A 23,533-nucleotide genomic window follows, 5' to 3' on the forward strand; every position below is an offset into this window, starting at 1 on the left:
GCAGGGCACTGGACCCGCAGACCGCGGGTGCGCCTCAGTCCGTCAGCCGCGCCCGCAGCTCCTCGACGTCGGCGAGGAACCAGGTCTGCCGCCCGCGGTTGCACTCGCGGACGAAGTCCCGGAGCGCCGAACTGCCCTCCACGTGGCCGGAGATGTCGCCGAGGACGACGAGTCCCAGACGGTAGTTGGCGAACTTCTGGACGATGTCGCCGGCGACTCGGCTGCGCAGCCGGAAGAACGCGTCGTCGAACCGCCCGGCGGGGATGACGACCCACTCGGCGCCCTGGTAGCCGGCATCTCCGATCAGGTCCAGGACGGCGCCCTCCCCGCGGATGGCCTCGCCTTCGGCGGCGCACATGAGGACGGGCACGTCGTTGATCGTCTGCAGGGTGCTCACGGGGATGCTCATGGGGATCGAGGTTAGCTGGGCCGTACGGGTGAACGAACGGATATCGGTTCATCGGGGGATCGTTTCCGCATGTCACGCTCGCCTCCGTGAACACGATCAAAGGCCTGTTCCGGCCGCTCCACGCCGCTGGCCTGCTTGCGGTCTCCGCGTTGGCCCTGACCCTCTCCACCGCCCTGCCCACCCAGGCGACGAGCACCGGCGCCCGCTATCTGGCCGGCGCCACGGGCCTGGCGGGCCCCGGCGCCGAGGCGGTGGCCGTCAGCCGGGTGCTCTGCCCGCGCGGCACGACCGTCCAGTCCGGCGGCTACTCCACCGTCCGCCGCGGCCACGAGGCCGCGGGCGGGTTCAGACCCGTCGTCCTGGCCAGCCATCCCGTCTTCGACGACCCGAACGGCCGTACGGGCTGGTACGTCTCCGCCTCGCACGCCGATGTGACGGCCCACGTGCTCTGCCGTCCCTCCGACACCGGCGACTGACCGCTCAGCCCCGGCCGCGGAACACCGGCATCGCCCACCCCGGCGGCGGGGGCGCCGGTCCGGGACCGTCCCCCGAACCGGCCGACTGCCGCGCCTCCCCCGCCACGGCGGCCACCGCTGCCGCCCCCGCCCGCCGCAGCGCGTCGGTGAACTCCAGGCAGCTCGCCCACCGGTCGTCCGGCGCCTTGGCCAACGCCTTCGCCAGCACCGCGTCCACCCCGGCCGGAAGTCCGTCCCGGCGCGAGCTGACCGGCGGCGGCGGGTCGTACTGGTGGGCCCAGAGCAGCGCCATGTCGTCGTCCCGCTGGAACGGCGGCCCGCCCGCGAGCGTCTCGTAGACCACGCACCCCAGGCTGTAGACGTCACAGCGCCCGTCCACCGGCTTCCCGGAGATCTGTTCCGGCGCCACGTAGTCCAGGGTCCCCACGAACTGCCCGACGCTCGTGAACCCGGTCAGCGACAGCGACTTCTTCGTCAGCCCGAAGTCCGTGAGGTACACGTGCTCGGGGTGTTCGCTGTCCGTGCCCTCCGCGACGAGGATGTTGCCGGGCTTCACGTCCCGGTGCACCAGGTCGTGGGCGTGCGCCGCGTCCAGCGCCGAGGCCACCTGCCCGGCGATCCGCGCCGCCGTACCCACCGGCAGCGGCCCGGTGCGGTCGAGCATGGCCCGCAGGTCCTGCCCGGCCACGTACCGCATGGCGATGTACAGCAGCCCGTCCGTCTCCCCCGCCTCGAAGACCGGCACGATGTGCGGGTGCTCGATGGCCGCCGCCACCTTCGACTCGTGCGCGAACCGCTGCCTGAAGGTGTCGTTGCGCGCCAGCTCGGGCGCCAGCAGCTTCAGCGCCACCGTCCGGTCCAGCCGCACGTCGTGCGCCCGGTAGACGGTCGCCATACCGCCGCGCCCGATCTCGCTCTCCACCACGTACCCGGCGATCCGCCGCCCCCGTAGGTCTCCGGCGCGGCCGTCGAGCGGGTCCTCGGCCATCACGGCCCTCCGGTCGAGGTCCCGGTCCCGGTCCCGCCTCCGGGCGGATCCGCGATCCGCGTCGGCTCGTGCCGCCCGCCGGCGTCCGCCCCCGCGGGGGCCCCGTCCTGCGGAGGGGCCTCGGGCGCGGGCGGAGCGCCCGGTCCGGCGAGGACCGCGTACGTCGTCAGGCGGCTCCCGTCCGCGTACATCCACCGTCCCGCCGCCTCGTCGTAGAGCCATACGGACTCCCCGTCGACGACGACCCCGGCGCGCAGTCCCCGGGTGACGCGCCGCAGGGTCTCGGCGTCCGCCCTGCCCGTGGCGAGGTCCCCCACCGCCCGCCGGTAGCGCTCCAGTGCCTCGGCGGTGTGGGTGAGCAGCGGCCGCGGGTCCTCGGTGCGCGAATGGGGCCGGCCGCCGGTCGGCGGGGGCTGCGGTACGGCCACCAGCAGGCGGCCGTCCACCCAGGCGGACCAGCCGTTGGCGCACAGGACCTCCCCCCACTCCCCGCGCCGGGACAGCAGGCGCACGGGCAGGAAGGGGTCCAGGGGCGTGGTGGGCCGGGACAGGTCGGGTTCCTCCCAGGCGGGCAGCCCCTCCTGCGGCACGACATGGGTGGGGTGGAACTCCTCGCCGAGGCCGGCCGCGCTGGTCATCGGTGCCTACTTCCGCATGATCGCGGGCTCGTGCCGCCGCAGCAGCCGCGCGACCAGCACCCCGAACAGCACGGACAGGGCCACCAGCATCCCGAGGTTCAGCAGCCACACCCCGACGCTGTGCGCGAAGAGCGGGTCGTCGGTGAGTTCGCCGGGCACGATCGCGCCGAGGTCGATGGTGGCGGCCATCGCGCCGAGCGCCCACCGCGAGGGCACGAGCCAGGCCAGCTGCTCGATCACCGGCACCCCGTCGAGCTGGAGGAGCGCGCCGCAGAACACCACTTGGACGATGGCGAGCAGGACCAGCAGCGGCATGGTGACCTCCTCCTTGCGCACCAGGGCGGAGACGAGCAGGCCGAGCATCATGGCGGTGAACGACAACAGTGCGACGGCGAGGGTGATTTCGACCAGGGGCGGCAGCAGTACTCCCTTGCCGTCCGGGGCGCCCGGTTTCACGCCGAAGAGTCCGACGAGGGTCAGCACGACCGCCTGGGCCACGGTGATGGCGCCGAGCACCACCACCTTGGACATCAGGTAGGCGGACCTGGACAGCCCGACGGCGCGCTCGCGCTGGTAGATGGTGCGTTCCTTGACCAGTTCGCGCACCGCGTTGGCGGCGCCCGTCAGCACGCCGCCCACGCACAGGATGAGCAGGGCGTTGATCGCCGTCTCCGGGGTCAGGGTGCTGCCGGCCAGCGCGCGGGCCATCGCTCCCATCACGAACGGCAGCGCGATCATGATGGCGAGGAAGGTGCGGTCCGCGCCGAGCGCGGCCGCGTACCGCCGGATCAGGGTGGACAGCTGGGAGCCCCAGCTCTGCGCCTTCGGCGGCGAGGCGACGAAGCCCGCGGCGGCCGCGGACCCGGTGTCCCCGTCGTGCCGGGGCTGGCGGGCGGCGCCCGTGACGTAGCGGTGGTGCTGGGCCGAAGCCGCGTACTCCCCGTACCAGTCGCGTCCCTGCTGGTTCTCGAAGGCCTCGAAGGCCTCGGGCCACTGCGTGAAGCCGAAGAAGCCGAGGGTCTCCTCGGGCGGCCCGAAGTAGGCGGTGCGCCCGCCCGGAGCGAGGACCAGGAGCCGGTCGCAGACGTCCAGGCTGAGCACGCTGTGCGTGACGACGATGACGGTGCGGCCGTCGTCTGCGAGGCCGCGCAGCATGTGCATCACGGAGCGGTCCATCCCGGGGTCGAGCCCGGAGGTGGGCTCGTCGAGGAAGAGCAGCGACGGCTTGGTGAGCAGCTCCAGTGCGACGGAGACCCGCTTGCGCTGGCCGCCGGAGAGGCTGTGGATGGGCTGGTCGGCGCGCTGCTGAAGGCCGAGTTCGCCGATGACCTCGTCCACCCGGGCCTGGCGTTCGGCCTTGGCGGTGTCCTGCGGGAAGCGCAGCTCGGCGGCGTAGGTGAGGGCGCGGCGGACGGTGAGCTGCGCGTGCAGGATGTCGTCCTGCGGTACGAGTCCGATGCGGCTGCGCAGTTCGGCGTAGTCCCGGTACAGGTCGCGGCCGTCGTAGAGGACGGTGCCGTGGTCGGCGGGGCGCAGGCCGGTCAGGGCGCCGAGGAGGGTCGACTTGCCGGCGCCGCTGGGGCCGACGACGGCCAGCAGGCATTTGGCGCCGACGGGGAAGGAGACGCCGTCGAGGAGGGTCTTGCGGCCGTGGTCGACCGCCACGGTGAGGTCCTGGACGTCGAGCGAGACCTCGCCCGTGTCCACGTACTCCTGGAGCTGGTCCCCGACGAGGCAGAAGGCGCTGTGGCCGATGCCGACCATGTCGCCCTCGGCGACGCGGGCGGCGCCTTCGACGGGTGATCCGTTGAGGTAGGTGCCGTTGTGGCTGCCGAGGTCGGCGATCTCGTACGAGCCGTCGGCGAGGGAGCGCAGTTCGGCGTGGCGGCGGGAGACCACGAGGTCGTCGATGACGAGGTCGTTGCCGGCGGCGCGGCCGATCCGCAGGGCGGTCCGGGCGGTCAGCGGCCGGATGCTGGTCGGCCGGCGGAAGGTGCCGGTCATCGCCGGGTTGGTCACGGAAGAGAGGCGGGCGTCGGGCGGGGAGGGCGGCGGCGGGCCGACCAGCAGGGCGCGGGGGCCGTCGGCGACGCTGCCGAAGCGCAGTTCGCTGCCGAGTCCGACGGCCCATTCGTGAACCCGGTGGCCGTCGGCCCAGGTGCCGTTGGTGCTGTTCTCGTCCTCCAGCGTCCAGTGGTCGCCGTCGGGGCGCAGGATCGCGTGGTGCCAGGAGACGCGCGCGTCCTCCAGGCAGATCTCGCACAGGGGGTCCCGGCCGACGTGGTACGTCCGGGCCGGGCTCATCGTGGTGGAGCCCCTGTCGGTCTCCAGAACGAGCTCGGGCGCGGTCGGCACACCGTGTCGCTGGGACATGGTCAGATCTTCCCACGATCCGACCCACCCGGCAGTTGCCGGGCATAACCGCAGGTCAGAGCGGTGTTATAGGTAATGACAACGGTCCCCGTTGCAGCCTTTGCCCATCTCCGGAAGGTGCGCTTCACTTCACGCGACAGATCCGAACAAATGAGGGACGCCATGAGTGCGCACGACCACGCGCCGCACGAGTACGACGACCCGGCACACGACCGAGGAGGCCCCGGCCGCGAGCACGGGCACGACCACGGCGGCCACGGCGGCCACGGCCACAGCCACGGTGTCGCCGCCGACGCCGACCGACGCTGGCTGGGGCTGGCGCTGGGCCTGATCGCCGGCTTCATGGCGATCGAGGTCGTCATCGGCGTGGTGGCGCAGTCCCTGGCCCTGATCTCGGACGCCGCGCACATGCTGACCGACGCCGTGTCGATCGTCCTGGCACTGATCGCGATGCGGCTCGCCGCCCGCCCGGCGCGCGGCGGTTTCACCTACGGCCTCAAGCGCGCCGAGATACTTTCCGCCCAGGCCAACGGGCTGACGCTGCTCCTGCTGGCGGCCTGGCTGGCGTACGAGGCGGTGCGGCGGCTGTTCGACCCGCCGCCGGTGGAGGGCGGTCTGGTACTCGTCACGGCGCTGGCGGGCATCGCCGTCAACATCGTCGCGGCCTGGTTCATCTCCAAGGCCAACCGGACCTCGCTCGCCGTCGAAGGCGCCTACCAGCACGTCCTCAACGACCTGTTCGCCTTCATCGGCACCGCCGTGGCCGGTCTGATCGTGCTCACCACCGGCTTCCGGCAGGCCGACTCGATCGCCACCCTCGTGGTGGTCGCGCTGATGGTCAAGGCGGGCTACGGACTGGTCCGGGATTCCGGCCGGATCTTCCTGGAGGCCGCCCCGGCCCACGTGGACCCGGACGCCGTGGGCGACCGGCTCGTGGGGCACCCGCCCGTCACCGAGGTGCACGACCTCCACATCTGGACCATCACCTCCGGGCAGGCGGCGCTCTCCGCCCACGTGCTGGTGGCGCCCGAGGGCGACTGCCACGCGGTACGCCGCAACCTGGAGAGCCTGCTGGCCAAGGAGTACGGGATCACGCACACCACCCTCCAGGTGGACCACGCACAGGACGCCCTGCTCACGGTCGGACGCGCGGGGGAGATCACCGGCTCGCACGCGGCCGATCCGCACTGCGCGGACGCGCACGGCCCGGTGCACCGGCAGGGCCCGCACGACCACTGAACCGTTTCGGCGCGCGGCGGGGTGCTGAGCCCCGCCCGCGCTGGGCATACATGAACCCATGACGCCGAAGCGCAGCGCCGGGCTGCTCCTGTTCCGCGAGGCCGGCCCTGGAGCGAGGGGCGGCCCGCAGGACGTCGAGGTACTGCTCGGCCACATGGGCGGCCCGTTCTGGGAGCGGCGCGACGCGGGCGCCTGGTCGATCCCGAAGGGCGAGTACGGCCCGGAGGAGACCCCGCGCGACGCCGCGCGCCGGGAGTTCACCGAGGAGATCGGGCTGCCGCCGCCGGAGGGCCCGTACCTGCCACTGGGCGAGGTACGGGTGCCGGGCGGGAAGCTGGTGACGATCTGGGCGGTACGGGCCGACCTGGATCCGCAGCTGATGGTCCCCGGGACGTTCAGCATGGAGTGGCCCACGGGCTCGGGCCGCACGGAGGAGTTCCCGGAGCTGGACCGGGTCGGCTGGTTCACTCCCCCGGCGGCCAGGACCAAGCTGGTGGTGTCCCAACTCCCCTTCCTGGAGCGATTGTTGGGACTTGTACAGGGTTGACCCGACCTTTACTTGTCAACAAACCCCACTGCATGGACATTGCACGTATGACGAACGTCGTGCTGGTGGGAACCCTGGACACCAAGGGTGTGGAGTACGGCTGGTTGCGCGAGCGGCTGCTCGGCGCCGGCGTCGAAGTGGTACTGGTCGACACGGGGATCATGGGCGAACCCCGAGTGACCGCCGACGTGCCGCGCGAAGCGGTGGCGCGGGCGGCCGGAACCGAACTGTCCGAACTACGCGCGGCCGCCGACCGGGGCGCGGCCGTGACCACGATGGCCCAGGGCGCGGAAGCGACCCTCTTACGCCTGCACGCCGAAGGCCGGCTGCACGGAGTGCTCGCGATCGGCGGCAGCGGCGGCACCTCCATCGCCACCCGGGCGATGCGCGCGCTCCCGCTGGGCGTGCCGAAGCTGATGGTCTCCTCGATGGCGTCCGGGGACGTGGCCCCGTACGTCGGGTCGGCGGACATCACGATGATGTACAGCGTGGTGGACATCGCCGGGATCAACAGCGTCTCCGCCCCGATCATGGCGAACGCGGTCGAGGCCGTCGCGGGCATGGCCAAGGGCTTCGAGCGGCTCTCCCTGGAGCTGCGCCGTCCGGCCCGGCTGGGCGCGGGCAGCCGTCCGCTGATCGCGGCGAGCATGGCGGGCGTGACCACGCCCGGCGTGGACGCGGCCCGCGAACGACTGACCGAACTCGGCTACGAGGTACTGGTCTTCCACGTCAGCGGCAGCGGCGGGCGCACACTGGAGAAACTCGCCGGCCAGGGGATCTTCGCCGGGGTCCTCGACCTCACCCTCAGCGAGCTGGCCGACGACCTGTGCGGCGGGATCCTCACCGCCGGCCCCGACCGGCTCAGCGCGGCCGGGCGGGCCGGGATTCCGCAGGTGGTGAGCCTGGGCGCGCTGGACATTGTGAAGTTCGGCCCGCTGGAGACCCTGCCCGAACGGGCCCGCTACCGGCGGGTCCGCATCCACAACCCCTCGATCACGGTGATCCGTACGACCGAGGCCGAATGCGCGGAGTTGGGCCGCAGGGTCGCCGCCAAACTCCGTGCGGCCACCGGCCCCACGGAAGTGTGCGTCCCACTGCGCGGACTGTCCACGCTCGGCGCGCCGGGCGGCCCCTACCATGACCCCGACGCGGACCGGGCCCTGTTCTCGGCGCTGCGCGACGGACTGCGGGGCAGCGCCGCCCGGCTCTACGACTACGACACCCACATCAACGACCCCGACTTCGGACGGGCGGCGGCCGACCGGCTGCACGCCATGATCGGCGCGGTATCGGCCGCCGCCTGAGACGCCCCCCTACGGCGGGAACCAGCCGTGGCGGATTCCGTGTCCCAGCAGGTGGCCGGTCACCGACCGACCGGCCGCGGGACACGGGTCGCCATGGCAGGGGGCGGGAACGATGAACAACACGTGGACGGTCCCCGGTTACACGCACACCCGGGAGCTCGGTTCGGGCGGCAGCGGCCGCGTGGTCCTCGCCGTCCACGACGGCACGGGCACCGCGGTCGCCGTCAAGTACCTCAGCGACCGAATGCTCCAGGACCCCGCCTTCGTACGGGAGTTCCGGGCCGAGGCGCGACTCCTCGGCGGGCTGCGCTCCCCGTACGTGGTGGGCCTGTACGAGTACGTGGAGGCCCCCGGCGGCGCCGCGATCGTGATGGAACTGGTCGACGGGATATCCCTGCGGGCGCTGCTCAAGCAGTCCGGGCAGACCGCTCCGGAGGCCGCGCTGGTGCTCCTGAAGGGCTCCCTGCTCGGCCTCGCCGCAGCGCACCGGGAGGGCGTGGTCCACCGGGACTACAAGCCGGAGAACGTGCTGGTCGCGGCGGACGGCGCGTCGAAACTGGTGGACTTCGGCATCGCGGCGGGCCGCGGCACCACCCCTGGCGTGGCCGGAACGCCCGCGTACATGGCGCCGGAACAGTGGCAGGGCCGGCCGGCCTCCCCCGCCGCGGACGTGTACGCGGCGACGGCGACCTTCTTCGAGTGCCTGACGGGCCGCAAGCCCTACGACGGGGAGAACTTCGCGGAGCTCGCGGTCCAGCACATCGAAGCGCCCGTCCCGGAGACCGAGGCCCCCGAGCCCGTGCGCCCGCTGATCCGGCGGGGGCTCGCGAAGGCGCCGGAGCAGCGGCCGGAGAACGCGGACGCGTTCGTGGCGGAGCTGGAGCAGGTGGCGCTGGCCGCGTACGGGCCGCGGTGGGAGGAGCGCGGACAGCGCAAGCTGGCGGCGCTGGCCGCGCTGCTGCCGCTGCTGTTCCCCTCGGCGGGGGCACCCGCCGAGGGCACCACCGCGCTGGCCACGACCACGCTGAGCAGCGGCTCCTCCGGCTGGAGCCCCGGGCGGCGCGGCTGGCTCGCGGCGGGCGTGTCGCTGGTCCTGGGCGCGGTGCTGGTGCTGACGACGGACGCGATCGGCGACACCCCGGGCGGGGCGTCGGCGCTGAGCGCGTTCGCGACGACGAGCCCCGCCCCCGGCGCGTCCCCCCAGCCGCCCCCGACCCCGTCGGCGTCCGCGAGCCCGTCGCCTTCGCCGTCGCTGTCGCTGTCGCTGTCGCTGTCGCCGAGCCCCACGGCGTCCCCGTCGCCGTCTGTCACCCCCACGCCCACCCCCAAGCCGACGGTGAGCTGGTCTCCCAGGGCCACGCCGACCCCCAGTGCGACGCCGACCGTCAAGGTCCTGGCGGTCGGCGTGAACCTCACCCAGTCGGCGCTGGCCAGCGGCCAGGCCGCGGTCACCGTCAAGGCCACGGGATCCGGCACGGTGAAGGTCACCGTCCAGTGGTTCACGGGCGACGCCAGGAATCCGTTCGCGACGCCCGACGGCTCCGGGACCTACGAGTACACCGGCGCCGCGCTCCCCGCGATCCCGCACACCTTCACCGGCGCGGGCTGCTTCTGGGGGGTCAGGGTCACCACCACCCCGGCGGCCGGGGACGGTCCGGCTCAGGACAGCATGCAGGCCAAGCGGAGGTGCGTTCCCGCATGAGCGACGACGACTACAGCGCCACGGTCCTCGGCAGCCACTGGTTCAGCGGCCCCCCGCAGCCGGCCGACGCCGTCCCCGACCGGGTCGAGGGGTCGGTGCTGCGGTTCGGGCCCGGGGTCACCGCCGCCATGCCCGCGCCGTTCCCGTTGACCGGCCCCGCCGCCCCGCGGGGGCCCCGGCGGGGCGGCGGCCTGCGGCGGTACACCCTCGCGGCGGTGGTCCTGCTCGCGGTGCTCACGTACCTGGGCTGGCAGCGGTACGGGCCCTCGATCGGCGTCCGGGACGTGGCCGTGAGCACCGACCCCCGGGGTCCCGCCTGCGACGCGGCGGCCGATGTGGTGGCCGTCGTACGGACGAACGGGCGCGCGGGGGTCCTCACGTACCGCTGGGTGCGCAGCGACGGCACCCGGTCCGCGCAGCTCACCGAGCGGGTGCCGAGCGGGCAGCACGAGGCGCGGCTGCACCTGCTGTGGACGTTCCAGGGAACGGGCACCTACCCCGCCCGGGCGGAGCTCCAGCTGATCTCCCCCGGGCCCCGCACCGCGGCGGTGGAGTTCACGTACCGCTGCCGGCCGTAGCCGCGACCCGTCCTCCTTCCGGCCAGGGCGGCCGTGGCCGTCCCGCACGGATGCCAAGTCCCGCGCGGGAGGCCCGCAGCCGCTTTGGGGAGGGGCTGCGGGCCACTTGTGCCGTCCCCCTCCGCAACAGGGGGACGGAGCTCAGAACCGCGCGTGCGCCGTGATGTCCGCCGCGAACTCGCCCGTCATCGCGGGAGTCACCGTCGGCCGGCACTGCGCGACCGCCGCCAGGTAGTCCTCGGTGGTCGCACCCAGCTGCGCGGCCGCCGCGCCGCGCGCGCCCACCGCTTCCAGGTCCCGTTCGAAGGACACCTGCGCGGCGGTCCGCGCCGCGTGCTCGATGTCGGCCGGGGTGAACAGCTCGCTCGCCGCCACCAGCGCCGCCACGTCGACGTCCGCGCGGCCGGCCGTGTACCGCGCCCAGATCGCGGCGCGGGCGCCCGCGTCCGGGGTGCCGATCGGGATCAGGTAGTCGAAGCGGCCGGGCCGCAGGAAGGCCGGGTCCAGAGAGCGGATCGAGTTGGTGGCGCACACCAGCAGCCGCTCGTCGCCCTCCCGGAAGCGCGGTATCAGCTTGAGCAGCTCGTTGGTCACCCCGTGGATCCCGCCGGGCTGCGCGGGCTCGGTGCGCACGGGCGCGATCTCCTCGACCTCGTCGATGAAGACGAGCACCCGCTCCAGCTCGCCGATCCGGCCGAAGGCGTCGCGCAACGCGGTGGACAGATTGCCCTGATCGGCGAGGCGGGAGGGCAGCAGTTCCACGAAGGGCCAGCCGAGCCGCGAGGCGATGGCGCGGGCGAAGGTGGTCTTGCCGGTGCCGGGCGGCCCGAAGAGGGTGATGGCGCGCGGCGGGCGCACCCCGTGCGCGGCGGCCCGCTCGGGTTCGGCGAGCGGCAGCACCACGCGGCGCTCGATGAGGTCCTTCTCCTTCTCCATGCCGGCGACCTTGGTCCACAGGTCGTTCGGCAGGAAGCGGCCGCCGAGGTCGTCGAGGAGGCCCGCGGCCGGCCCGTGCAGCGGCTCGGTCTTCTCGAAGTAGGCGACGGCGGGCTGCCGCGTGTAGCCGGCGTTGAGCAGGCCCTCGCCGAGCAGGTCCTCCTCGGGCAGGACGTAGGCGATGCGGCCGACGCGGGCGGCGACGAGCCGCCGCTCCAGCTCGACGAGCAGGGCGCTGGCCAGGCCCCGGCCGCGCCAGCCGGAGGCGATGGCGATGCGCATCACCCAGGCCCGCTCCCCGGTGACGCAGGCGAGTGCCGCGCCGATCGGGACGCCCTGGTGGACGGCGACGACGCAGGGCTGGCGGTCCGTGAGGGCGCCGATGCACTCGGCGAGGGAGAAGACGGACTCCTGGCCGAGTTCGGCCGTGGTGTCGATCAGATGGACCACAGCGGCGAGATCGCTCTCGCGGTAGTCGTGGATGAGCCAGTTCACCGGGTACCGCCCCTCGTTCGTGCTCTTGTGGCGAGGCTAGGGGCGGGCGGGCCGGGCCATCACGCTCCGCGGCGCACAACAGCGTGTGCGCGAACCCGCCGTCGCGTCCATAGACTGGTGGCTTCCGCCCAAGCCCCCCACCGAGGATCCGCGCACCTTCATGCCTTCCGACATATCCCACATACCAACCGGCCGGCGCCGCCACCTCACATGGCTGGTTCCGGTCCTGTGGACCCTCGCCCTCGGTCTGTGGGGGCTCTCCCGGCAGGACAGCGTGTGGCGGGACGAGGCGGCCACCTGGCAGGTGGCCGGGCGGTCGGCGGGCGAGATCTGGCACATGCTCGGGACCGTCGACGCCGTGCACGGGCTGTACTACCTGCTGATGCACGTGCTCTTCGAGGTGTTCGGGGCGAGCACGACGACCCTGCGGCTGCCGTCCGTGCTGGCGGGCGCGGCCGCGGCGGCGTGTGTGGCGCTGATCGGGCGCCGGCTGGCGGGCTCCTGGGCGGGGCTCGGCGGCGGACTGGCGCTGGGGTTGCTGCCGGCGGTGCAGTTCTACCTCCAGGAGGGCAGGCCGTACGCCCTGGTCGCGGCCGGGGCCGGGCTGTCGACCCTGCTGCTGGTGTCGCTGCTGGAGAGCCGGCCCGGGCGGCGGACGTGGCCGCGCTGGACGGCGTACGGGATCACCGTGCTGGTGTGCGCCCTGTTGAACTGGCTGTCCCTGCTGGTGCTGCCCGCCCATGCGGCGACCCTGTGGTGGGCGCGGGCCCGGCGCGGTGTGTACGGGCGCTGGCTGCTCGCGTCGGGGGCGGCGGTCCTGGGGGCACTGCCGCTGATCCTGTTCAGCCGGGGCCAGTCCGACCAGGTGTCGTGGATACCGCCGCTGACCTGGCACATGCTGATAGGGCCGGGCATCCTGCTGGCGATCGGCGGGCTCGGCGCGTGGGCCGACCAGTGGAACCGGCCGGGTGCGCAGCGGCTGTCGGTGGCGGCCGTCGGGCTGCCGCTGCTGGCGGTTCCGCAGCTGGGGCTGATCGGGCTGTCCCTGGGGCAGCCGCTGTTCCTGGACCGGTACGTGCTGTTCAGCATGGTCGGTCTGGCGCTGCTGATCGGCGCCGCGCTGGGCGCCGCGGTACGCCTCACCGTGCCGCGGTTCCCCCGGGTGGCGGGCCTGCTCGTGCCGGGCGTGGTCGGGGTCGCGGCGCTGGCCCTGCTGCCGGTGGAGCTGGACAAACGGGCCCCCGCCAGCCGGGTCGACGACGTTCTGGCGGTCGCCGGGGAGGTGGCCCGGCTGAAGCACGACGGGGACGCGGTGCTGTTCGTACCGGCGGCGCGGCGGGACACGGCGCTGGTGTCACCGCAGGCCTTCACGGGGCTGGCGGACATCGCGCTGGCCCGGACCCCGGTCGCCTCGGGCACCCTCAAGGGCGAGGAGGCGGATCCGGCACGGATCCGGGCGGCGCTGCTCGCACAGCGGCGGGTGCTGCTGGTGACGGACGCGGCGAAGGTGGCCAAGCCGTCCGGGGCGGACCGGGACAAGGCGAAGGCCGCGGTCCTCGGGGAGCACTTCCGGGTGGTGGCGGACGAGCAGCTCCGGGGCCGCCGGGTGACGGTGTACGAGCGCCGCTAGCGCTCGCCCCCGGCGGGAGCCGGAGCCGACCGGGCCGGGGCGGGGCCGCAGTGGTCCGCTCCGGGATTCACAGCGGATTCATATGGAATTCCGGGCTCCGGACATGGGTTCGCCGGGGAGGCTCGGTGCATGATCCAGCGCACCCTCCCCCGACCCGACCGCCGCTCCCGCGCTCGTGCCCGGCGGACGTCCCGGATCCTGGTCGCCCTGGCCGCGATGGCCGCGCTGCTCAGCGTGGACCTGCCCGACGCCCTGGCCGAACCGCCGCTCGGGGTCACCGCACAGGCCGTCCCCGACACGACCGCCGACCGGGTGGGCGCGCTCTTCGCGGCCGGGCTCGACGGCGGCCACTCCTGCACCGCCGCGGTGGTGCGCAGCGACGACCGCAATGTGATCGCGACCGCCGCGCACTGCCTGGGCGCCCTGGACGGCGCCCTCTTCGCGCCGGGCTACCGGGACGGCAAGACCCCGTACGGCGTCTGGCAGCTCACCGGCACGTACGTGGCCCCGGACTGGGCGGACGGCGGGAACCCGGACGACGACATCGCCTTCGCGACGGTGGCCGAGGTGGACGGACGGCAGATCGAGGACGTCGTGGGCGGTTTCCCGGTGGCCGCCGAGCAGCCGGGCGACGCCACGGTCACGATCATCGGCTACCCGAGCAGTGAGGAGGTCCCGCTGCGCTGCGCCAACAGCACGACGCTGTTCTCCGAGACCCAGCGCCGGATCGAGTGCCCGGACCTCAGCGGCGGCACGAGCGGCAGCCCGTGGCTGGTCGACGGCTCCCTGGCGGGCGTCCTGGGCGGGTACGAGGGCGGCGGAACCGTCCCGGAGGTCTCCTACAGCGCGGTGATGGGAGACCAGGCGGTGGAGCTCTACCGGGAGGCGGCCGTCACCAACTGACCTGCCGGGGAGACCCAGCCTGGTGCTGTGACCGGAAAAGGGTCACCGCGCTAAGAGATTTCGGCGGGCACCTCGAACCAGGTCGGCTCGTCGCGCAGGGCCCGGTGGATGCGGTCCAGGGCGAACGGCTCCAGCGGCGGCAGGTCGTCGACCTCGAACCAGGCCACCTCCAGCGACTCGTGGTCGTTGGCCCGCGCCTCGCCGCCGGTGGCCCGGCAGCGGAAGGTGATGTCCTGGAACTGGCAGACGTCCCCGTTGGGGTAGGTGATCGGCTCCAGCATCTGCACGAGGACCACCCGCTCCGGCACGCACGTCACCGCGGTCTCCTCGTACACCTCGCGCACCGCCGTCTCGGCGGGCTGCTCCCCCGGCTCGGCGATGCCGCCGACGACGGACCACCGGCCGGTGTCGGACCGCCGCCCGAGCAGCACCCGGCCCAGGTCGTCGATGACGATGGCCGTGACGCCGGGCAGCAGGAGCAGCTGGTGCCCGGCGGTGGCCCGGAGCTCGCGGATGAAGTCAGGTGTGGTCATCCCTCGACCCTAAGCGGCGCCGCGAAGCGTCTCAGCCGCGGCGGGCGCGGATCCGACGGGCGAGGACCAGTCCGAGTCCGCCGGCGGCGAGGGCCAGCAGGGCGTACTCCGGGAGCGGCCCGAACCGCGTCGCCGGGGTCTCGGTGGAGCGCAGCGGGATCTCGTCGACCAGTGCGTCGGCGGTGAACATCTCGGTCTGCTTGACGATCGTTCCGTCGGGGCGGATGACCGCGCTGACCCCGCTGGTGACCGGGACGAGGACGGTCCGGCTGTGCTCCACGGCCCGCACCCGGTCCATCGCGAGCTGCTGGTACGTCATCTCGGTCCGGCCGAAGGTGGCGTTGTTGCTCGGTACGGCGATCACCTGGGCGCCGGCCTTGACGGTGGAGCGGACGGCGTCGTCGAAGGCGGCCTCGAAGCAGGTGACCATGCCGACGCCGGTGCCCGCCATGTCGAAGACGCCGGGCTCCTTGCCGGGGCCGAAGTCGCGGCGCACCCGGTCCACGTCGGAGCTGAAGAGCCGCACGAAGGAGCGCATGGGGATGCGTTCGCCGAACGGCTGGATCTTTCGCTTGTCGTACGTCTCGGTGGGGCCCTTGACCGGGTCCCAGAGGATCATCGTGTTGCGCAGCGGGCCGCTCTCCGGGACCAGTACGGAGCCGATCGCCACGGGCACGCCGATGGCCTTGACCGCCTTGTCGATGACGGCGTAGGCGTCGGGCTCGTTGTACGGGTCGATGTCGGAGGAGTTCTCCGGCCAGACGACGAAGTCGGGCTGCTTGGCGCGGCCGGCCTTGACGTCCTCGGCGAGCTGGATGGTCCGCCTGACGTGGTTGTCGAGGACCGCGCGGCGCTGGGCGTTGAAGTCGAAGCCGGCGCGGGGCACGTTGCCCTGGACGACGGCGGCCACCGCGGTGCCGTCCTCGCCCGTGTCGGAGACCAGCGGTCTCGCGGCGAGGGCGCCGGCCAGCGGGGCTGCGACGCTCACGGCCGCGAGCAGGGCGGCGCCCGCCCTGCGGGTGTCGGCGCCGACGCGCAGGGCCTCGTAGAGGCCGAATCCGCACAGGGCGACCCCGAAGGAGAGCAGCGGGGTGCCGCCGAGCGCGGCGAGCGGCAGGAAGATCCCGTCGGGCTGGCCGAAGGCGAGCTTGCCCCAGGGGAAGCCGCCGAAGGGGGCGCGGGCGCGCAGGGCTTCTCCGGCGATCCAGACGGCCGCGCCCCACAGCGGCCAGGCGGGCAGCCGGGTGACGAGGCAGATGCCGAGGGCGGTGAGGCCGATGAGGAGGGACTCGACGGTGGCCAGGGCGATCCAGGGGACGGGCCCGACGCCCTCCCCGGTCCAGACGAGCAGGGGCAGCAGGAAGCCGAGCCCGTGCAGGACGCCGAGGCCGAAGCCGGCCCGCGCGCGGCGGCCGTACAGGCACCAGGCGAGGAGCGCGAGGGCGGCGGGGGCCAGCCACCACAGGGGGCGGGGCGGGAAGCTGAGGTAGAGCAGCACCCCGGAAAGGGCGGCGAGCGCGGGGCGCACCAGCCGGGCGGCCTTCCGCGCGGCGGAGCTGCCGGGAGCGGAGCTGCCGCGGGCGGGACTGTCCGGAGCAGGACTGCCGGGACCCGGGCTGCCCGGAGCGGGGCTGCCGGGACCGGGGGCGGTCAGCCCGGATTGCGGTTCCGCTTCGTCTCGGACGGCGGGGTTCGGCGGCTCGTTCCCGGCCGCGCGGGTCGCACTGCTGCTCATCTGGCGGAGTGTACGTCCCCGCGCCGCTCGGCTCCGTACGGACGTCACCGGCTCAGCGGGTGAGGGCACGCAGATGGGTCCGGATGACGCGCACGGCGTTCTCCGCGTCGTCCACGGTGACGGTGAAGAGCTTGCCGTCGTCGAGGCGCAGTTCCACGCCCTCGCCGCGCCGGACGATGATCGCGGTGCCCTTCTCGGGGCGCCAGCGGTAGCCCCAGCCGCCCCACTGCTGGGGGGTGATCCGAGGGAGGAATTCGGCGGAGGTCACCTCCGCGAGCTGGATCTTCCGGCGCGGCAGGCCGATGTGGCCGCAACGCACCACCATGGCCTCGGCGTCTACGTCGACGGTCACGTGGACGAAGGCGAGGGTGCCGAAGAGGATGAGCAGTCCCACGGCGAGGCAGCCGATCACGGACATGAGGAGCGCAACGATGCCGGCGTCCCGGGCGTGGTCGACGGCGAGTTCGATGCCGAGTGCCAGACAGGCCGCTCCGGCTGCGGCGAGCAGCCACTGCGCGCGGTTGGAGGCCCGGCCAGTCCAGAGCGGACCCGGGGGGTGACCCGTCATGTGTAGCAGCGTACTCACGTTCCGCATGGATGCCACTGCCTCTCGCCCACTCGGTCCAGAGCGCGCCTGCCCGCCCTTGACCCGAACCAAACTTGAGGTTTTACGGTCCTGTGCATGACCACTCACGAGGCAGTACAGACCGTTCCCGAGCGCTACCGCACGGCGGTGGTGCCGCACATCATGGTGGCCGACGCGGCCGCCGCCATCGACTTCTACGGACGGGCCTTCGGCGCGGTGGAGGAGTTCCGGCTCGACCGCCCGGGCGGCGGCGGGGTGCTGCACGCCGAGATACGCATCGCCGACGCCGTCCTGATGATCGGCGACACCTCCGACGGCCCCTTCAGCGCCCCGCCGGAGCTGGGCGGGACCTCGGTGGCGCTGCACGTGTTCGTCCCGGACGTGGACGCTCTCGTACGCGGGGCCGTGGCGGCGGGCGCGGAGCTGCTCCAAGAGCCGGCCGACCAGTTCCACGGCGACCGGACCGCCATCCTCCGGGACCCGTCGGGGCATCTGTGGGTGTTCCTGACCCACCTGGAGGACCTGTCCGGGGAGCAGTTGGAGGGGCGGCTCTCCCGGGCGGGCGGCTGACGCCCGCGCGTTCCCCCGGCGCCGGACCGGCCCGCGGCCCGCGCTAGTTTGGTCGGCGGCAGGGGACCCGACAGGGGACGTGACCCGGGAGGCACCGTGATCACCCGACTGGACCGCGCCGTGGGAGCCGTACTGGGCTCGGCGGCCGGTGACGCGCTGGGCGCGCCCTACGAGTTCGGCCCCGCCGGGCAATTGACGGCGCGCGGCCAGGAGATGCGCGGGGGTGGCGGCTGGGACCCGGGCGAGGCCACCGACGACACGCAGATGGCGGTGCTGGTCGGCGAGTCCCTGCTGGAGCACGGCGGGCTCGAACTCCCCGACGTCTTCGCGCGGTTCCGGCGCTGGGCGGCGGGGCAGCCCAAGGACATCGGGCTCCAGACCGAGGACGTGCTGACCAACGGCGAGCCCTGGGACCTGGCCGCCGCCCTGCACTTCCAGGTCAACGCCCGGGCGGCGGGCAACGGTTCCCTGATGCGGGCCTCGACCTCGGCGGTGTATTTCGCCCCCGCGGGCCGGGCGGGCACCATGGCCGCCGCCCGGCGGATCGCGGCGCTGACGCACGGCGACCGGGCCGCCTGGGAAGGTACGGCCGTCCTGCACGAACTCGTACGGGTGGCACTGGACGGAGCCGATCCGCTCGCCGCGCTCCCCGGGGCCCTGGAGGCGGTGCACCCCGGCCACCGCGAGCGGTATTCGCGCGTGCTCGCCCCCGACTGGCACCCGGACCTCGCCACCGAGTTCAACGGGGCGGTCTGGCCCTGCCTGGGCTCGGCGGTGTGGGCGCTGCGCACCACGGGCGGGTTCGCGGCCGCCGTACGGGCAGCCGTCGACCTGGGCGGGGACACCGACACGGTGGCGGCGGTGACCGGCATCCTGGCGGGCGCCCGCTACGGCCAGGCGGCGATCCCGGAGGCCTGGACGACCTCCCTACACGTCCCGCTCCCGGGCTTCGGGGACCGGGTCCTGGACGCGGCCGCGCTGCGGGACCTGGCCGTGCGCCTGGAGGCGCAGGGGCCGGGCCGGGACCCTCAGCCGGAACAGGACCGCTGATCGGCGGCGGCTGCGACCGGGGCGCGGTCCTCGGGGGTCATCGCCCCACGGTGGCGTTCCGCCCGGCGAGCAGCCGCCCCTCGGCGTATCCGAGGGCGGCCTCGGGGAGCGCGCCGGGACGCCCGCTCAGGAGCACGGTCAGGCTGCCGGTCGGCGGCAGGTCCGGCTCGGGCCGGGCGCCGAGGCGGCGCAGCGCCTGCAGGGCGACGGGCTCGGCCGAACCGTGGAAGAGGAGCTCGGCGCCCCCGGTGCGCTCGGCGAGGGCGGCGCGGATGGCCGCCTCGACCAGTTCGTAGTGCGTGCAGCCGAGCACCACGTCGGTGACGTCCGGCGGGGTCAGCGCGGCCGCCGCCGCGACGGCCCGGACGACCGCGGCGCCGTCCCCGTGCTCGACGGCGTCGGCGAGTCCGGGGCAGGGCACCTCGGTGACGCGGGCCCCGGCGGCGAAGTCGCGGATCAGACCGCGCTGGTAGGGGCTGCCGGTGGTGGCCGGGGTGGCCCAGATCGCGACCCGCCCCCCGGCGGCCGCGGCGGGCTTGATGGCGGGAACCGTCCCGATGACCGGGATCGCGGGCTCCAGCTCGACGCGCACGGTCGGCAGGGCGTGCACGGAGGCGGTGTTGCAGGCGATGATCAGCGCGTCCGGCCCCTCCCCGCGGGCGGCGCGGGCGACGGCGAGGGCCCGCTCGGTGAGGTCGGCGGGGGTCCGCGGCCCCCAGGGCATTCCGTCGGGGTCGGACGACAGCACGAGATCCGCGTCCGGGCGCAGCCGACGCATCGCGGCGGCCGCCGCGAGGAGGCCGATCCCGGAGTCCATGAGGGCGATCTTCACTTGGTCACCTTAATCGACCGGGCGACCCCTGGCCGAGAATCCCGCCTCTACCGCGCAAATCGAGCCACACCGAACAAATCCAGCCCGGGCGGACGGAACCAGCCCCGCCGGCGTTCGGGCCGCGGGGTCCGGGGCGGAGCCCGACGGCGGCGCCGCGCCGCCCGAATCCGTGCCAAGCCCCGCGGAGCCCGGCACACTGCCGACATGGGCCTCCTCACCGCCGCCGCCTTCGTGTCGCTCGCCGTCTGGCTCTGGCTCGCCCTCGGGCAGGGCATGTTCTGGCGGACGGACGTACGGCTCCCGCCGCGCACCGCCCCCGCCCGCTGGCCGTCCGTCGCGATCGTGGTCCCGGCCCGGGACGAGGCCGAGGTGCTGCCCCGCAGCCTTCCCTCGCTGATCGCCCAGGACTACCCAGGCGAAGCCGAGGTCATCCTGGTCGACGACGGGAGTACGGACGGCACCGCCGACCTCGCCCGCCGGCTCTCCCGGGAGCACCCCGGACTCCCCCTCACCGTCGTCTCCCCCGGCGATCCCGACCCCGGCTGGACCGGCAAGCTCTGGGCGCTGCGCCGCGGCATCGCGCTCGCCCGCACCGCGCACGCGGACGAGCCCGACTACCTGCTCCTGACCGACGCCGACATCGCGCACGAGCCCGACAGCCTGCGCGAGCTGGTCGCCGCCGCGACGGCCGCCGACCTCGACCTCGTCTCCCAGATGGCGCGGCTGCGCGTGGTCAGCCCGTGGGAGCGGCTCGTGGTTCCGGCCTTCGTGTACTTCTTCGCCCAGCTCTACCCCTTCCGCTGGATCAACCGCCCCACCGCCCGGACCGCGGCGGCCGCCGGCGGCTGCGTGCTGCTGCGTACGGAGGCGGCGGTGCGCGCCGGCGTGCCGGACTCGATCCGGCAGGCCGTCATCGACGACGTCTCGCTCGCCCGCGCGGTGCAGGGGTCCGGCGGCCGGATCTGGCTCGGGCTCGCGGAGCGGGTGGACAGCGTGCGCCCGTACCCCGCCCTCGGGGACCTGTGGCGGATGGTCTCGCGCAGCGCCTACGCCCAACTGCGCCACCAGCCGCCGGTACTGGCCGGCGCGGTGGCCGCGCTGGTCCTCGTCTACCTGGTACCGCCGGCCGCCCTCCTCGCGGGCCTCGCGGCCGGCCGGCCCGCGACCGCCTGGGCGGGCGCCCTGGCGTGGCTGCTGATGACCGGCACGTACCTGCCGATGCAGCGCTACCACCGGCAGCCGGCGGCGCTCGCTCCGCTGCTTCCGTTCACGGCGCTGCTGTACCTCCTGATGACGGTCGACTCGGCCGTGCAGCACTACCGCGGGCAGGGCGCGGCCTGGAAGGGCCGTACCTATGCCCGGCCCAGTGACGCCTGAAACCGTCGCGCGCCGCAGGATCACCGGCGGAAGCGGAGTCGTCCGAGGTCACCGGCTTGTGACGCTGTGTCAGCACGAAGTCGGTGCAACACCCAACCAGTGAGTACGAGTAGGAACAAGCCGGGGTGGAAGTGACGAATCGTGCACGTGAACGTCAAGTGAAAGCTGTGGCCCTGACCTGCGAAGATGCAGGTCAGGGCGGTGTTGACGACACCTCGCTATGGACCCGGTGAAGTCGTGGGCTTAACTTAGGTCCCATGACCTCCCCCCGCTCCACTTATGGCGGCGGTTACTACTCCGCGCCCTCCTTCCCGGACACCCCCATCTACGACTCCCTCGTCGCCGAACGGGGCACCCCGCAGATCGCCCCGATCCGCGTCCCGGCCGCCTACGACTCCCCGAGTTCCGGTTACTCGAGCGGTGGGTACCTCCCGGCCCTCGCCTCGTCGCTGCCCGCGCTGCCGGCCGCGCTGCCCCCGGCGATGCCGCAGCAGCAGCACGCCCCGGCGTACGGGTACCCGTACCAGCAGCAGGCCGCGCCGCAGCCGATGCCGCTGCAGCAGGCACCCGCCCCGTACATCCCTCAGCAGCAGCCGCTCGCGGCCCGTACGGGATACATGCCGCAGCCCCAGTACCAGCAGCCCCGCCCGGTCGCCACGGGCACCGGGTACGAGGCGATGCGTCCGGCCGCGCCGCGTCCGATGCAGGCACAGCCCGCGCCCGTGCCGGCCGCCACGTACGAGGACCCGTACGGCCGCCAGTACCAGCAGGGACGAGGTTACTGACCGACCGGGGGCGGCTGGCAGTATGCCTCCATGTCGAACTTGTATGTCCAGGCGCTCCACGTCCATCCCGTCAAGTCGGTGGCGGGGACAGCTCCCGACGCGGTGACCGTGGAGCCCTGGGGTCTGTCCGGCGACCGCCGGTGGGCGGTGGTGGACGCCGAGGGCACGGTCATCACCCAACGCCAGCAGGCACGGCTGGCCTTGGCCACGGCCCGTCCGCTGGGGAGCGGCGGGGTGGCGCTGTCGGCGCCGGGCATGGCGGACCTGCTCGTGGACGTGCCCGAGCCGGGGCCTCTGGAGCCGGTCGTCCTGTTCGGGAAGAAGATCGAGACCGTGGTCGCGGCGCGCGCCGCGGCCGATTGGTTCAGCGCGTACCTCGGGGTGCCCGCGCGACTGGTGCACATGGACGACCCGGCCGTACGGCGGCCCGTGGATCCGCAGTACGCGCTGCCCGGCGAGACCGTGAGCCTGGCCGACGGCTATCCGCTGCTGATCACCACCCTCGCGTCGCTGGACGCGCTGAACTCGCTGATCGCCCAGGGCGAGCACGCCGATGAGGGTCCGCTCCCGATGAACCGTTTCCGCCCCAATGTGGTGGTCGCCGGGGCCGAGGCGTGGGCCGAGGACGGCTGGCAGCGCATCGCGATCGGCGACGCCGTCTTCCGCGGGGCCCGGGAGTGCGGGCGGTGCATCGTCACGACCACCGACCAGGCGACGGCGCAGCGGGGCAAGGAGCCGCTGAAGACCCTGGGCAGGCACCGGCGGATCGGCAAGTCCCTCGTCTTCGGGCGGCAGCTGGTGCCGGTGCGGCTGGGCACCGTGCGCGTCGGCGACGAGGTCCGCGTCCTGCAATAGCCGCCCGGAACAGCCGACCCGAACAGCCGACCGGCCCGACACGGCGCTGCGGCGGCCTCCCTCGGAATGACACATTCGAGGGGCTCTCGAAGAATGCTGGAACCGCGCACCACTGCATGGCCGTTGGACCATTCAATACGTGTGAGGAAGAGGCGCCGAGGACAGACACATCCAAGGCACTTTCTCCTCAGGCATGTACCGGAGTGGGTGACACAGGTCTCGCGAGTCCCGGAATGCGCGTCACCGGGGGGTGCGGGAGGCTTGTACGGCAGACAGACGGAGACTGGCACAAGTAGGGGGAGCCGGACCGTGCGGACAGCAATGGGTGTGTGGCGATGGCGGCGCAATCCGCTGCGCCGCCAGACCGATCTCTTCGAGGCGTGGGTGGCGTTCGCCGCGCTGGTGTGCGTCCTGCTGGTGGCTCCGGCCGTCGGCTGGGTGGCCGGCGTCCAGGTGGACGACACGCTTCAGCGGGCCGTGCGCGAGCAGCGGCAAGAGCGGTACCTCGTACCGGCGGTGGTGGTCCGGCCGACCCCGGATCCGCCCGCGGGCGCGGCCGCCGATCCGGGGGCGCAGCGGCAGACCCCTCAGCGTACGCAGATCATGGCCGCGTGGACCGCGCCCGACGGCAGCAGCCACCAGGGCCGGGTGCCGGCCGCGGAGGAGCCCCCGCGCCCCGGGGACAAGTTCCGGATCTGGACCGACACCGAGGGGCGGGTGGTGGGCCGCCCGCTCGACCCGACCGCCGCCGACTTCCATGCGGGGATGGCCGGCCTCGCGGCCGCGCTCGCCGCCGCCGCACTGGTGGAGACCGTCCGGCGGCTGGTCGTACGCCGGCTCATGCATCGGCGGTACATACGGCTGGACCGCGCGTGGGCCGCGGTGGGCCCCGACTGGGGCCGTGCGGGCGCGGGCAGCTGACCTGGCAACTCCGCGGCCCCGCGCGCGCTACGGTGGAGCGGCCGGATCAGTCGCTCCAGTCGCTTTGACCG

At 73.8% G+C, this 23,533-nt stretch carries 23 protein-coding genes; 14 read left to right on the forward strand and 9 right to left on the reverse strand.

Annotated features, from left to right (window positions below):
• Window positions 1–34: 34 nt before the first annotated feature.
• Complete coding sequence (locus tag ACFWBF_RS06170) at window positions 35–409, reverse strand: DUF4180 domain-containing protein (protein WP_385595954.1); 375 nt, start codon at window positions 407–409, stop codon at window positions 35–37.
• An 86-nt stretch (window positions 410–495) separates the two neighbouring features.
• Here ACFWBF_RS06170 and ACFWBF_RS06175 point away from each other — a divergent pair, with 86 nt between their 5' ends.
• Entirely contained in the window at window positions 496–885 is a 390-nt protein-coding gene (locus tag ACFWBF_RS06175) for a hypothetical protein (protein WP_385595957.1), read from the forward strand.
• A 4-nt stretch (window positions 886–889) separates the two neighbouring features.
• Here ACFWBF_RS06175 and ACFWBF_RS06180 read toward each other — a convergent pair whose 3' ends face one another.
• The 3 genes from ACFWBF_RS06180 to ACFWBF_RS06190 are packed head-to-tail and all read right to left on the reverse strand — an operon-like array spanning window position 890 to window position 4,884.
• Window positions 890–1,873, reverse strand: a complete 984-nt coding sequence (locus tag ACFWBF_RS06180) for a serine/threonine-protein kinase (RefSeq protein ID WP_385595960.1) — start codon at window positions 1,871–1,873, stop codon at window positions 890–892.
• Window positions 1,873–2,511 (reverse strand): hypothetical protein, encoded by a 639-nt coding sequence (locus tag ACFWBF_RS06185; RefSeq protein ID WP_385595963.1) that lies wholly within the window; start codon window positions 2,509–2,511, stop codon window positions 1,873–1,875. Before ACFWBF_RS06185 ends, ACFWBF_RS06180 begins: the two co-directional genes overlap by 1 nt.
• A 6-nt stretch (window positions 2,512–2,517) precedes the next feature.
• The gene (locus ACFWBF_RS06190; protein WP_385595966.1) at window positions 2,518–4,884 is read right to left on the reverse strand and encodes an FHA domain-containing protein; all 2,367 of its coding nucleotides are present in this window, start codon (window positions 4,882–4,884) and stop codon (window positions 2,518–2,520) included.
• A gap of 162 nt (window positions 4,885–5,046) precedes the next feature.
• Between ACFWBF_RS06190 and ACFWBF_RS06195 the strand changes: the two genes are divergently transcribed.
• From ACFWBF_RS06195 to ACFWBF_RS06215, 5 genes are all read left to right on the forward strand, one after another.
• Window positions 5,047–6,123, forward strand: a complete 1,077-nt coding sequence (locus ACFWBF_RS06195; protein ID WP_385595969.1) for a cation diffusion facilitator family transporter — start codon at window positions 5,047–5,049, stop codon at window positions 6,121–6,123.
• Window positions 6,124–6,181: 58 nt separating this feature from the next.
• A complete protein-coding gene (locus ACFWBF_RS06200; RefSeq protein WP_385595971.1) occupies window positions 6,182–6,670 on the forward strand; it encodes an NUDIX domain-containing protein in 489 nt (162 codons plus the stop codon).
• Between the two features lie 47 nt (window positions 6,671–6,717).
• On the forward strand, window positions 6,718–7,974 hold the full coding sequence (locus tag ACFWBF_RS06205) for a Tm-1-like ATP-binding domain-containing protein (protein WP_385595974.1): 1,257 nt from the start codon (window positions 6,718–6,720) through the stop codon (window positions 7,972–7,974).
• A gap of 112 nt (window positions 7,975–8,086) precedes the next feature.
• Window positions 8,087–9,676, forward strand: a complete 1,590-nt coding sequence (locus ACFWBF_RS06210) for a serine/threonine-protein kinase (RefSeq protein ID WP_385595977.1) — start codon at window positions 8,087–8,089, stop codon at window positions 9,674–9,676.
• Entirely contained in the window at window positions 9,673–10,254 is a 582-nt protein-coding gene (locus tag ACFWBF_RS06215) for a hypothetical protein (protein WP_385595979.1), read from the forward strand. The genes ACFWBF_RS06210 and ACFWBF_RS06215 overlap by 4 nt, the downstream gene beginning before the upstream one ends.
• 141 nt (window positions 10,255–10,395) lie before the next feature.
• Here the strand turns inward: ACFWBF_RS06215 and ACFWBF_RS06220 are convergent, their stop codons facing one another.
• Window positions 10,396–11,685 carry an ATP-binding protein gene (locus ACFWBF_RS06220; RefSeq protein ID WP_385595981.1) on the reverse strand — a complete coding sequence of 430 codons (1,290 nt, stop codon included), beginning with the start codon at window positions 11,683–11,685 and terminating at the stop codon, window positions 10,396–10,398.
• Window positions 11,686–11,845: 160 nt separating this feature from the next.
• Between ACFWBF_RS06220 and ACFWBF_RS06225 the strand changes: the two genes are divergently transcribed.
• Window positions 11,846–13,315 (forward strand): hypothetical protein, encoded by a 1,470-nt coding sequence (locus ACFWBF_RS06225; RefSeq protein WP_385595984.1) that lies wholly within the window; start codon window positions 11,846–11,848, stop codon window positions 13,313–13,315.
• 129 nt (window positions 13,316–13,444) lie between these two features.
• Complete coding sequence (locus ACFWBF_RS06230) at window positions 13,445–14,218, forward strand: trypsin-like serine peptidase (RefSeq protein WP_385595987.1); 774 nt, start codon at window positions 13,445–13,447, stop codon at window positions 14,216–14,218.
• 50 nt (window positions 14,219–14,268) lie between these two features.
• Here the strand turns inward: ACFWBF_RS06230 and ACFWBF_RS06235 are convergent, their stop codons facing one another.
• From ACFWBF_RS06235 to ACFWBF_RS06245, 3 genes are read right to left on the reverse strand one after another with little or no spacing between them, the layout of a single operon-like run.
• Window positions 14,269–14,751, reverse strand: coding sequence for an NUDIX domain-containing protein (locus ACFWBF_RS06235; RefSeq protein WP_385595989.1), 483 nt, complete (start codon window positions 14,749–14,751; stop codon window positions 14,269–14,271).
• A gap of 31 nt (window positions 14,752–14,782) precedes the next feature.
• Window positions 14,783–16,486 carry an apolipoprotein N-acyltransferase gene (gene lnt / locus ACFWBF_RS06240; protein WP_385595992.1) on the reverse strand — a complete coding sequence of 568 codons (1,704 nt, stop codon included), beginning with the start codon at window positions 16,484–16,486 and terminating at the stop codon, window positions 14,783–14,785.
• Between the two features lie 52 nt (window positions 16,487–16,538).
• Window positions 16,539–17,054 carry a hypothetical protein gene (locus ACFWBF_RS06245; RefSeq protein ID WP_385595994.1) on the reverse strand — a complete coding sequence of 172 codons (516 nt, stop codon included), beginning with the start codon at window positions 17,052–17,054 and terminating at the stop codon, window positions 16,539–16,541.
• 114 nt (window positions 17,055–17,168) lie between these two features.
• Here ACFWBF_RS06245 and ACFWBF_RS06250 point away from each other — a divergent pair, with 114 nt between their 5' ends.
• Together ACFWBF_RS06250 and ACFWBF_RS06255 are read left to right on the forward strand one after the other, a co-directional pair.
• Window positions 17,169–17,642, forward strand: a complete 474-nt coding sequence (locus tag ACFWBF_RS06250; RefSeq protein WP_385595998.1) for a VOC family protein — start codon at window positions 17,169–17,171, stop codon at window positions 17,640–17,642.
• Between the two features lie 99 nt (window positions 17,643–17,741).
• Entirely contained in the window at window positions 17,742–18,692 is a 951-nt protein-coding gene (locus ACFWBF_RS06255; RefSeq protein WP_385596127.1) for an ADP-ribosylglycohydrolase family protein, read from the forward strand.
• Window positions 18,693–18,729: 37 nt separating this feature from the next.
• Here ACFWBF_RS06255 and ACFWBF_RS06260 read toward each other — a convergent pair whose 3' ends face one another.
• Window positions 18,730–19,524, reverse strand: coding sequence for a glutamate racemase (locus ACFWBF_RS06260; RefSeq protein ID WP_385596002.1), 795 nt, complete (start codon window positions 19,522–19,524; stop codon window positions 18,730–18,732).
• 204 nt (window positions 19,525–19,728) lie between these two features.
• Between ACFWBF_RS06260 and ACFWBF_RS06265 the strand changes: the two genes are divergently transcribed.
• The 4 genes from ACFWBF_RS06265 to ACFWBF_RS06280 all read left to right on the forward strand — a co-directional run bounded on the left by ACFWBF_RS06265 (window position 19,729) and on the right by ACFWBF_RS06280 (window position 23,462).
• Entirely contained in the window at window positions 19,729–20,901 is a 1,173-nt protein-coding gene (locus ACFWBF_RS06265; protein ID WP_385596005.1) for a glycosyltransferase, read from the forward strand.
• A gap of 257 nt (window positions 20,902–21,158) precedes the next feature.
• Window positions 21,159–21,686 carry a DUF6643 family protein gene (locus ACFWBF_RS06270; RefSeq protein ID WP_385596008.1) on the forward strand — a complete coding sequence of 176 codons (528 nt, stop codon included), beginning with the start codon at window positions 21,159–21,161 and terminating at the stop codon, window positions 21,684–21,686.
• Window positions 21,687–21,716: 30 nt separating this feature from the next.
• Entirely contained in the window at window positions 21,717–22,541 is an 825-nt protein-coding gene (locus ACFWBF_RS06275) for an MOSC domain-containing protein (RefSeq protein WP_385596011.1), read from the forward strand.
• Between the two features lie 309 nt (window positions 22,542–22,850).
• Window positions 22,851–23,462 (forward strand): hypothetical protein, encoded by a 612-nt coding sequence (locus ACFWBF_RS06280; RefSeq protein WP_385596014.1) that lies wholly within the window; start codon window positions 22,851–22,853, stop codon window positions 23,460–23,462.
• Window positions 23,463–23,533: the final 71 nt, after the last annotated feature.

It is taken from the genome of Streptomyces sp. NPDC060028, from assembly GCF_042736725.1.
Taxonomy (GTDB): domain Bacteria; phylum Actinomycetota; class Actinomycetes; order Streptomycetales; family Streptomycetaceae; genus Streptomyces.

Coding starts and splice junctions, on each gene's coding strand:
- ACFWBF_RS06270 (WP_385596008.1), top strand. CDS start 21,159: ATGACCTCCCCCCGCTCCACTTATGGCGGCGGTTACTACTCCGCGCCC.
- ACFWBF_RS06195 (WP_385595969.1), top strand. CDS start 5,047: ATGAGTGCGCACGACCACGCGCCGCACGAGTACGACGACCCGGCACAC.
- ACFWBF_RS06210 (WP_385595977.1), top strand. CDS start 8,087: ATGAACAACACGTGGACGGTCCCCGGTTACACGCACACCCGGGAGCTC.
- ACFWBF_RS06265 (WP_385596005.1), top strand. CDS start 19,729: ATGGGCCTCCTCACCGCCGCCGCCTTCGTGTCGCTCGCCGTCTGGCTC.
- ACFWBF_RS06250 (WP_385595998.1), top strand. CDS start 17,169: ATGACCACTCACGAGGCAGTACAGACCGTTCCCGAGCGCTACCGCACG.
- ACFWBF_RS06235 (WP_385595989.1), bottom strand. CDS start 14,751: ATGACCACACCTGACTTCATCCGCGAGCTCCGGGCCACCGCCGGGCAC.
- ACFWBF_RS06200 (WP_385595971.1), top strand. CDS start 6,182: ATGACGCCGAAGCGCAGCGCCGGGCTGCTCCTGTTCCGCGAGGCCGGC.
- ACFWBF_RS06245 (WP_385595994.1), bottom strand. CDS start 17,054: ATGACGGGTCACCCCCCGGGTCCGCTCTGGACTGGCCGGGCCTCCAAC.
- ACFWBF_RS06190 (WP_385595966.1), bottom strand. CDS start 4,884: ATGTCCCAGCGACACGGTGTGCCGACCGCGCCCGAGCTCGTTCTGGAG.
- ACFWBF_RS06215 (WP_385595979.1), top strand. CDS start 9,673: ATGAGCGACGACGACTACAGCGCCACGGTCCTCGGCAGCCACTGGTTC.
- ACFWBF_RS06225 (WP_385595984.1), top strand. CDS start 11,846: ATGCCTTCCGACATATCCCACATACCAACCGGCCGGCGCCGCCACCTC.
- ACFWBF_RS06185 (WP_385595963.1), bottom strand. CDS start 2,511: ATGACCAGCGCGGCCGGCCTCGGCGAGGAGTTCCACCCCACCCATGTC.
- ACFWBF_RS06180 (WP_385595960.1), bottom strand. CDS start 1,873: ATGGCCGAGGACCCGCTCGACGGCCGCGCCGGAGACCTACGGGGGCGG.
- ACFWBF_RS06205 (WP_385595974.1), top strand. CDS start 6,718: ATGACGAACGTCGTGCTGGTGGGAACCCTGGACACCAAGGGTGTGGAG.
- ACFWBF_RS06230 (WP_385595987.1), top strand. CDS start 13,445: ATGATCCAGCGCACCCTCCCCCGACCCGACCGCCGCTCCCGCGCTCGT.
- lnt (WP_385595992.1), bottom strand. CDS start 16,486: ATGAGCAGCAGTGCGACCCGCGCGGCCGGGAACGAGCCGCCGAACCCC.
- ACFWBF_RS06275 (WP_385596011.1), top strand. CDS start 21,717: ATGTCGAACTTGTATGTCCAGGCGCTCCACGTCCATCCCGTCAAGTCG.
- ACFWBF_RS06170 (WP_385595954.1), bottom strand. CDS start 409: ATGAGCATCCCCGTGAGCACCCTGCAGACGATCAACGACGTGCCCGTC.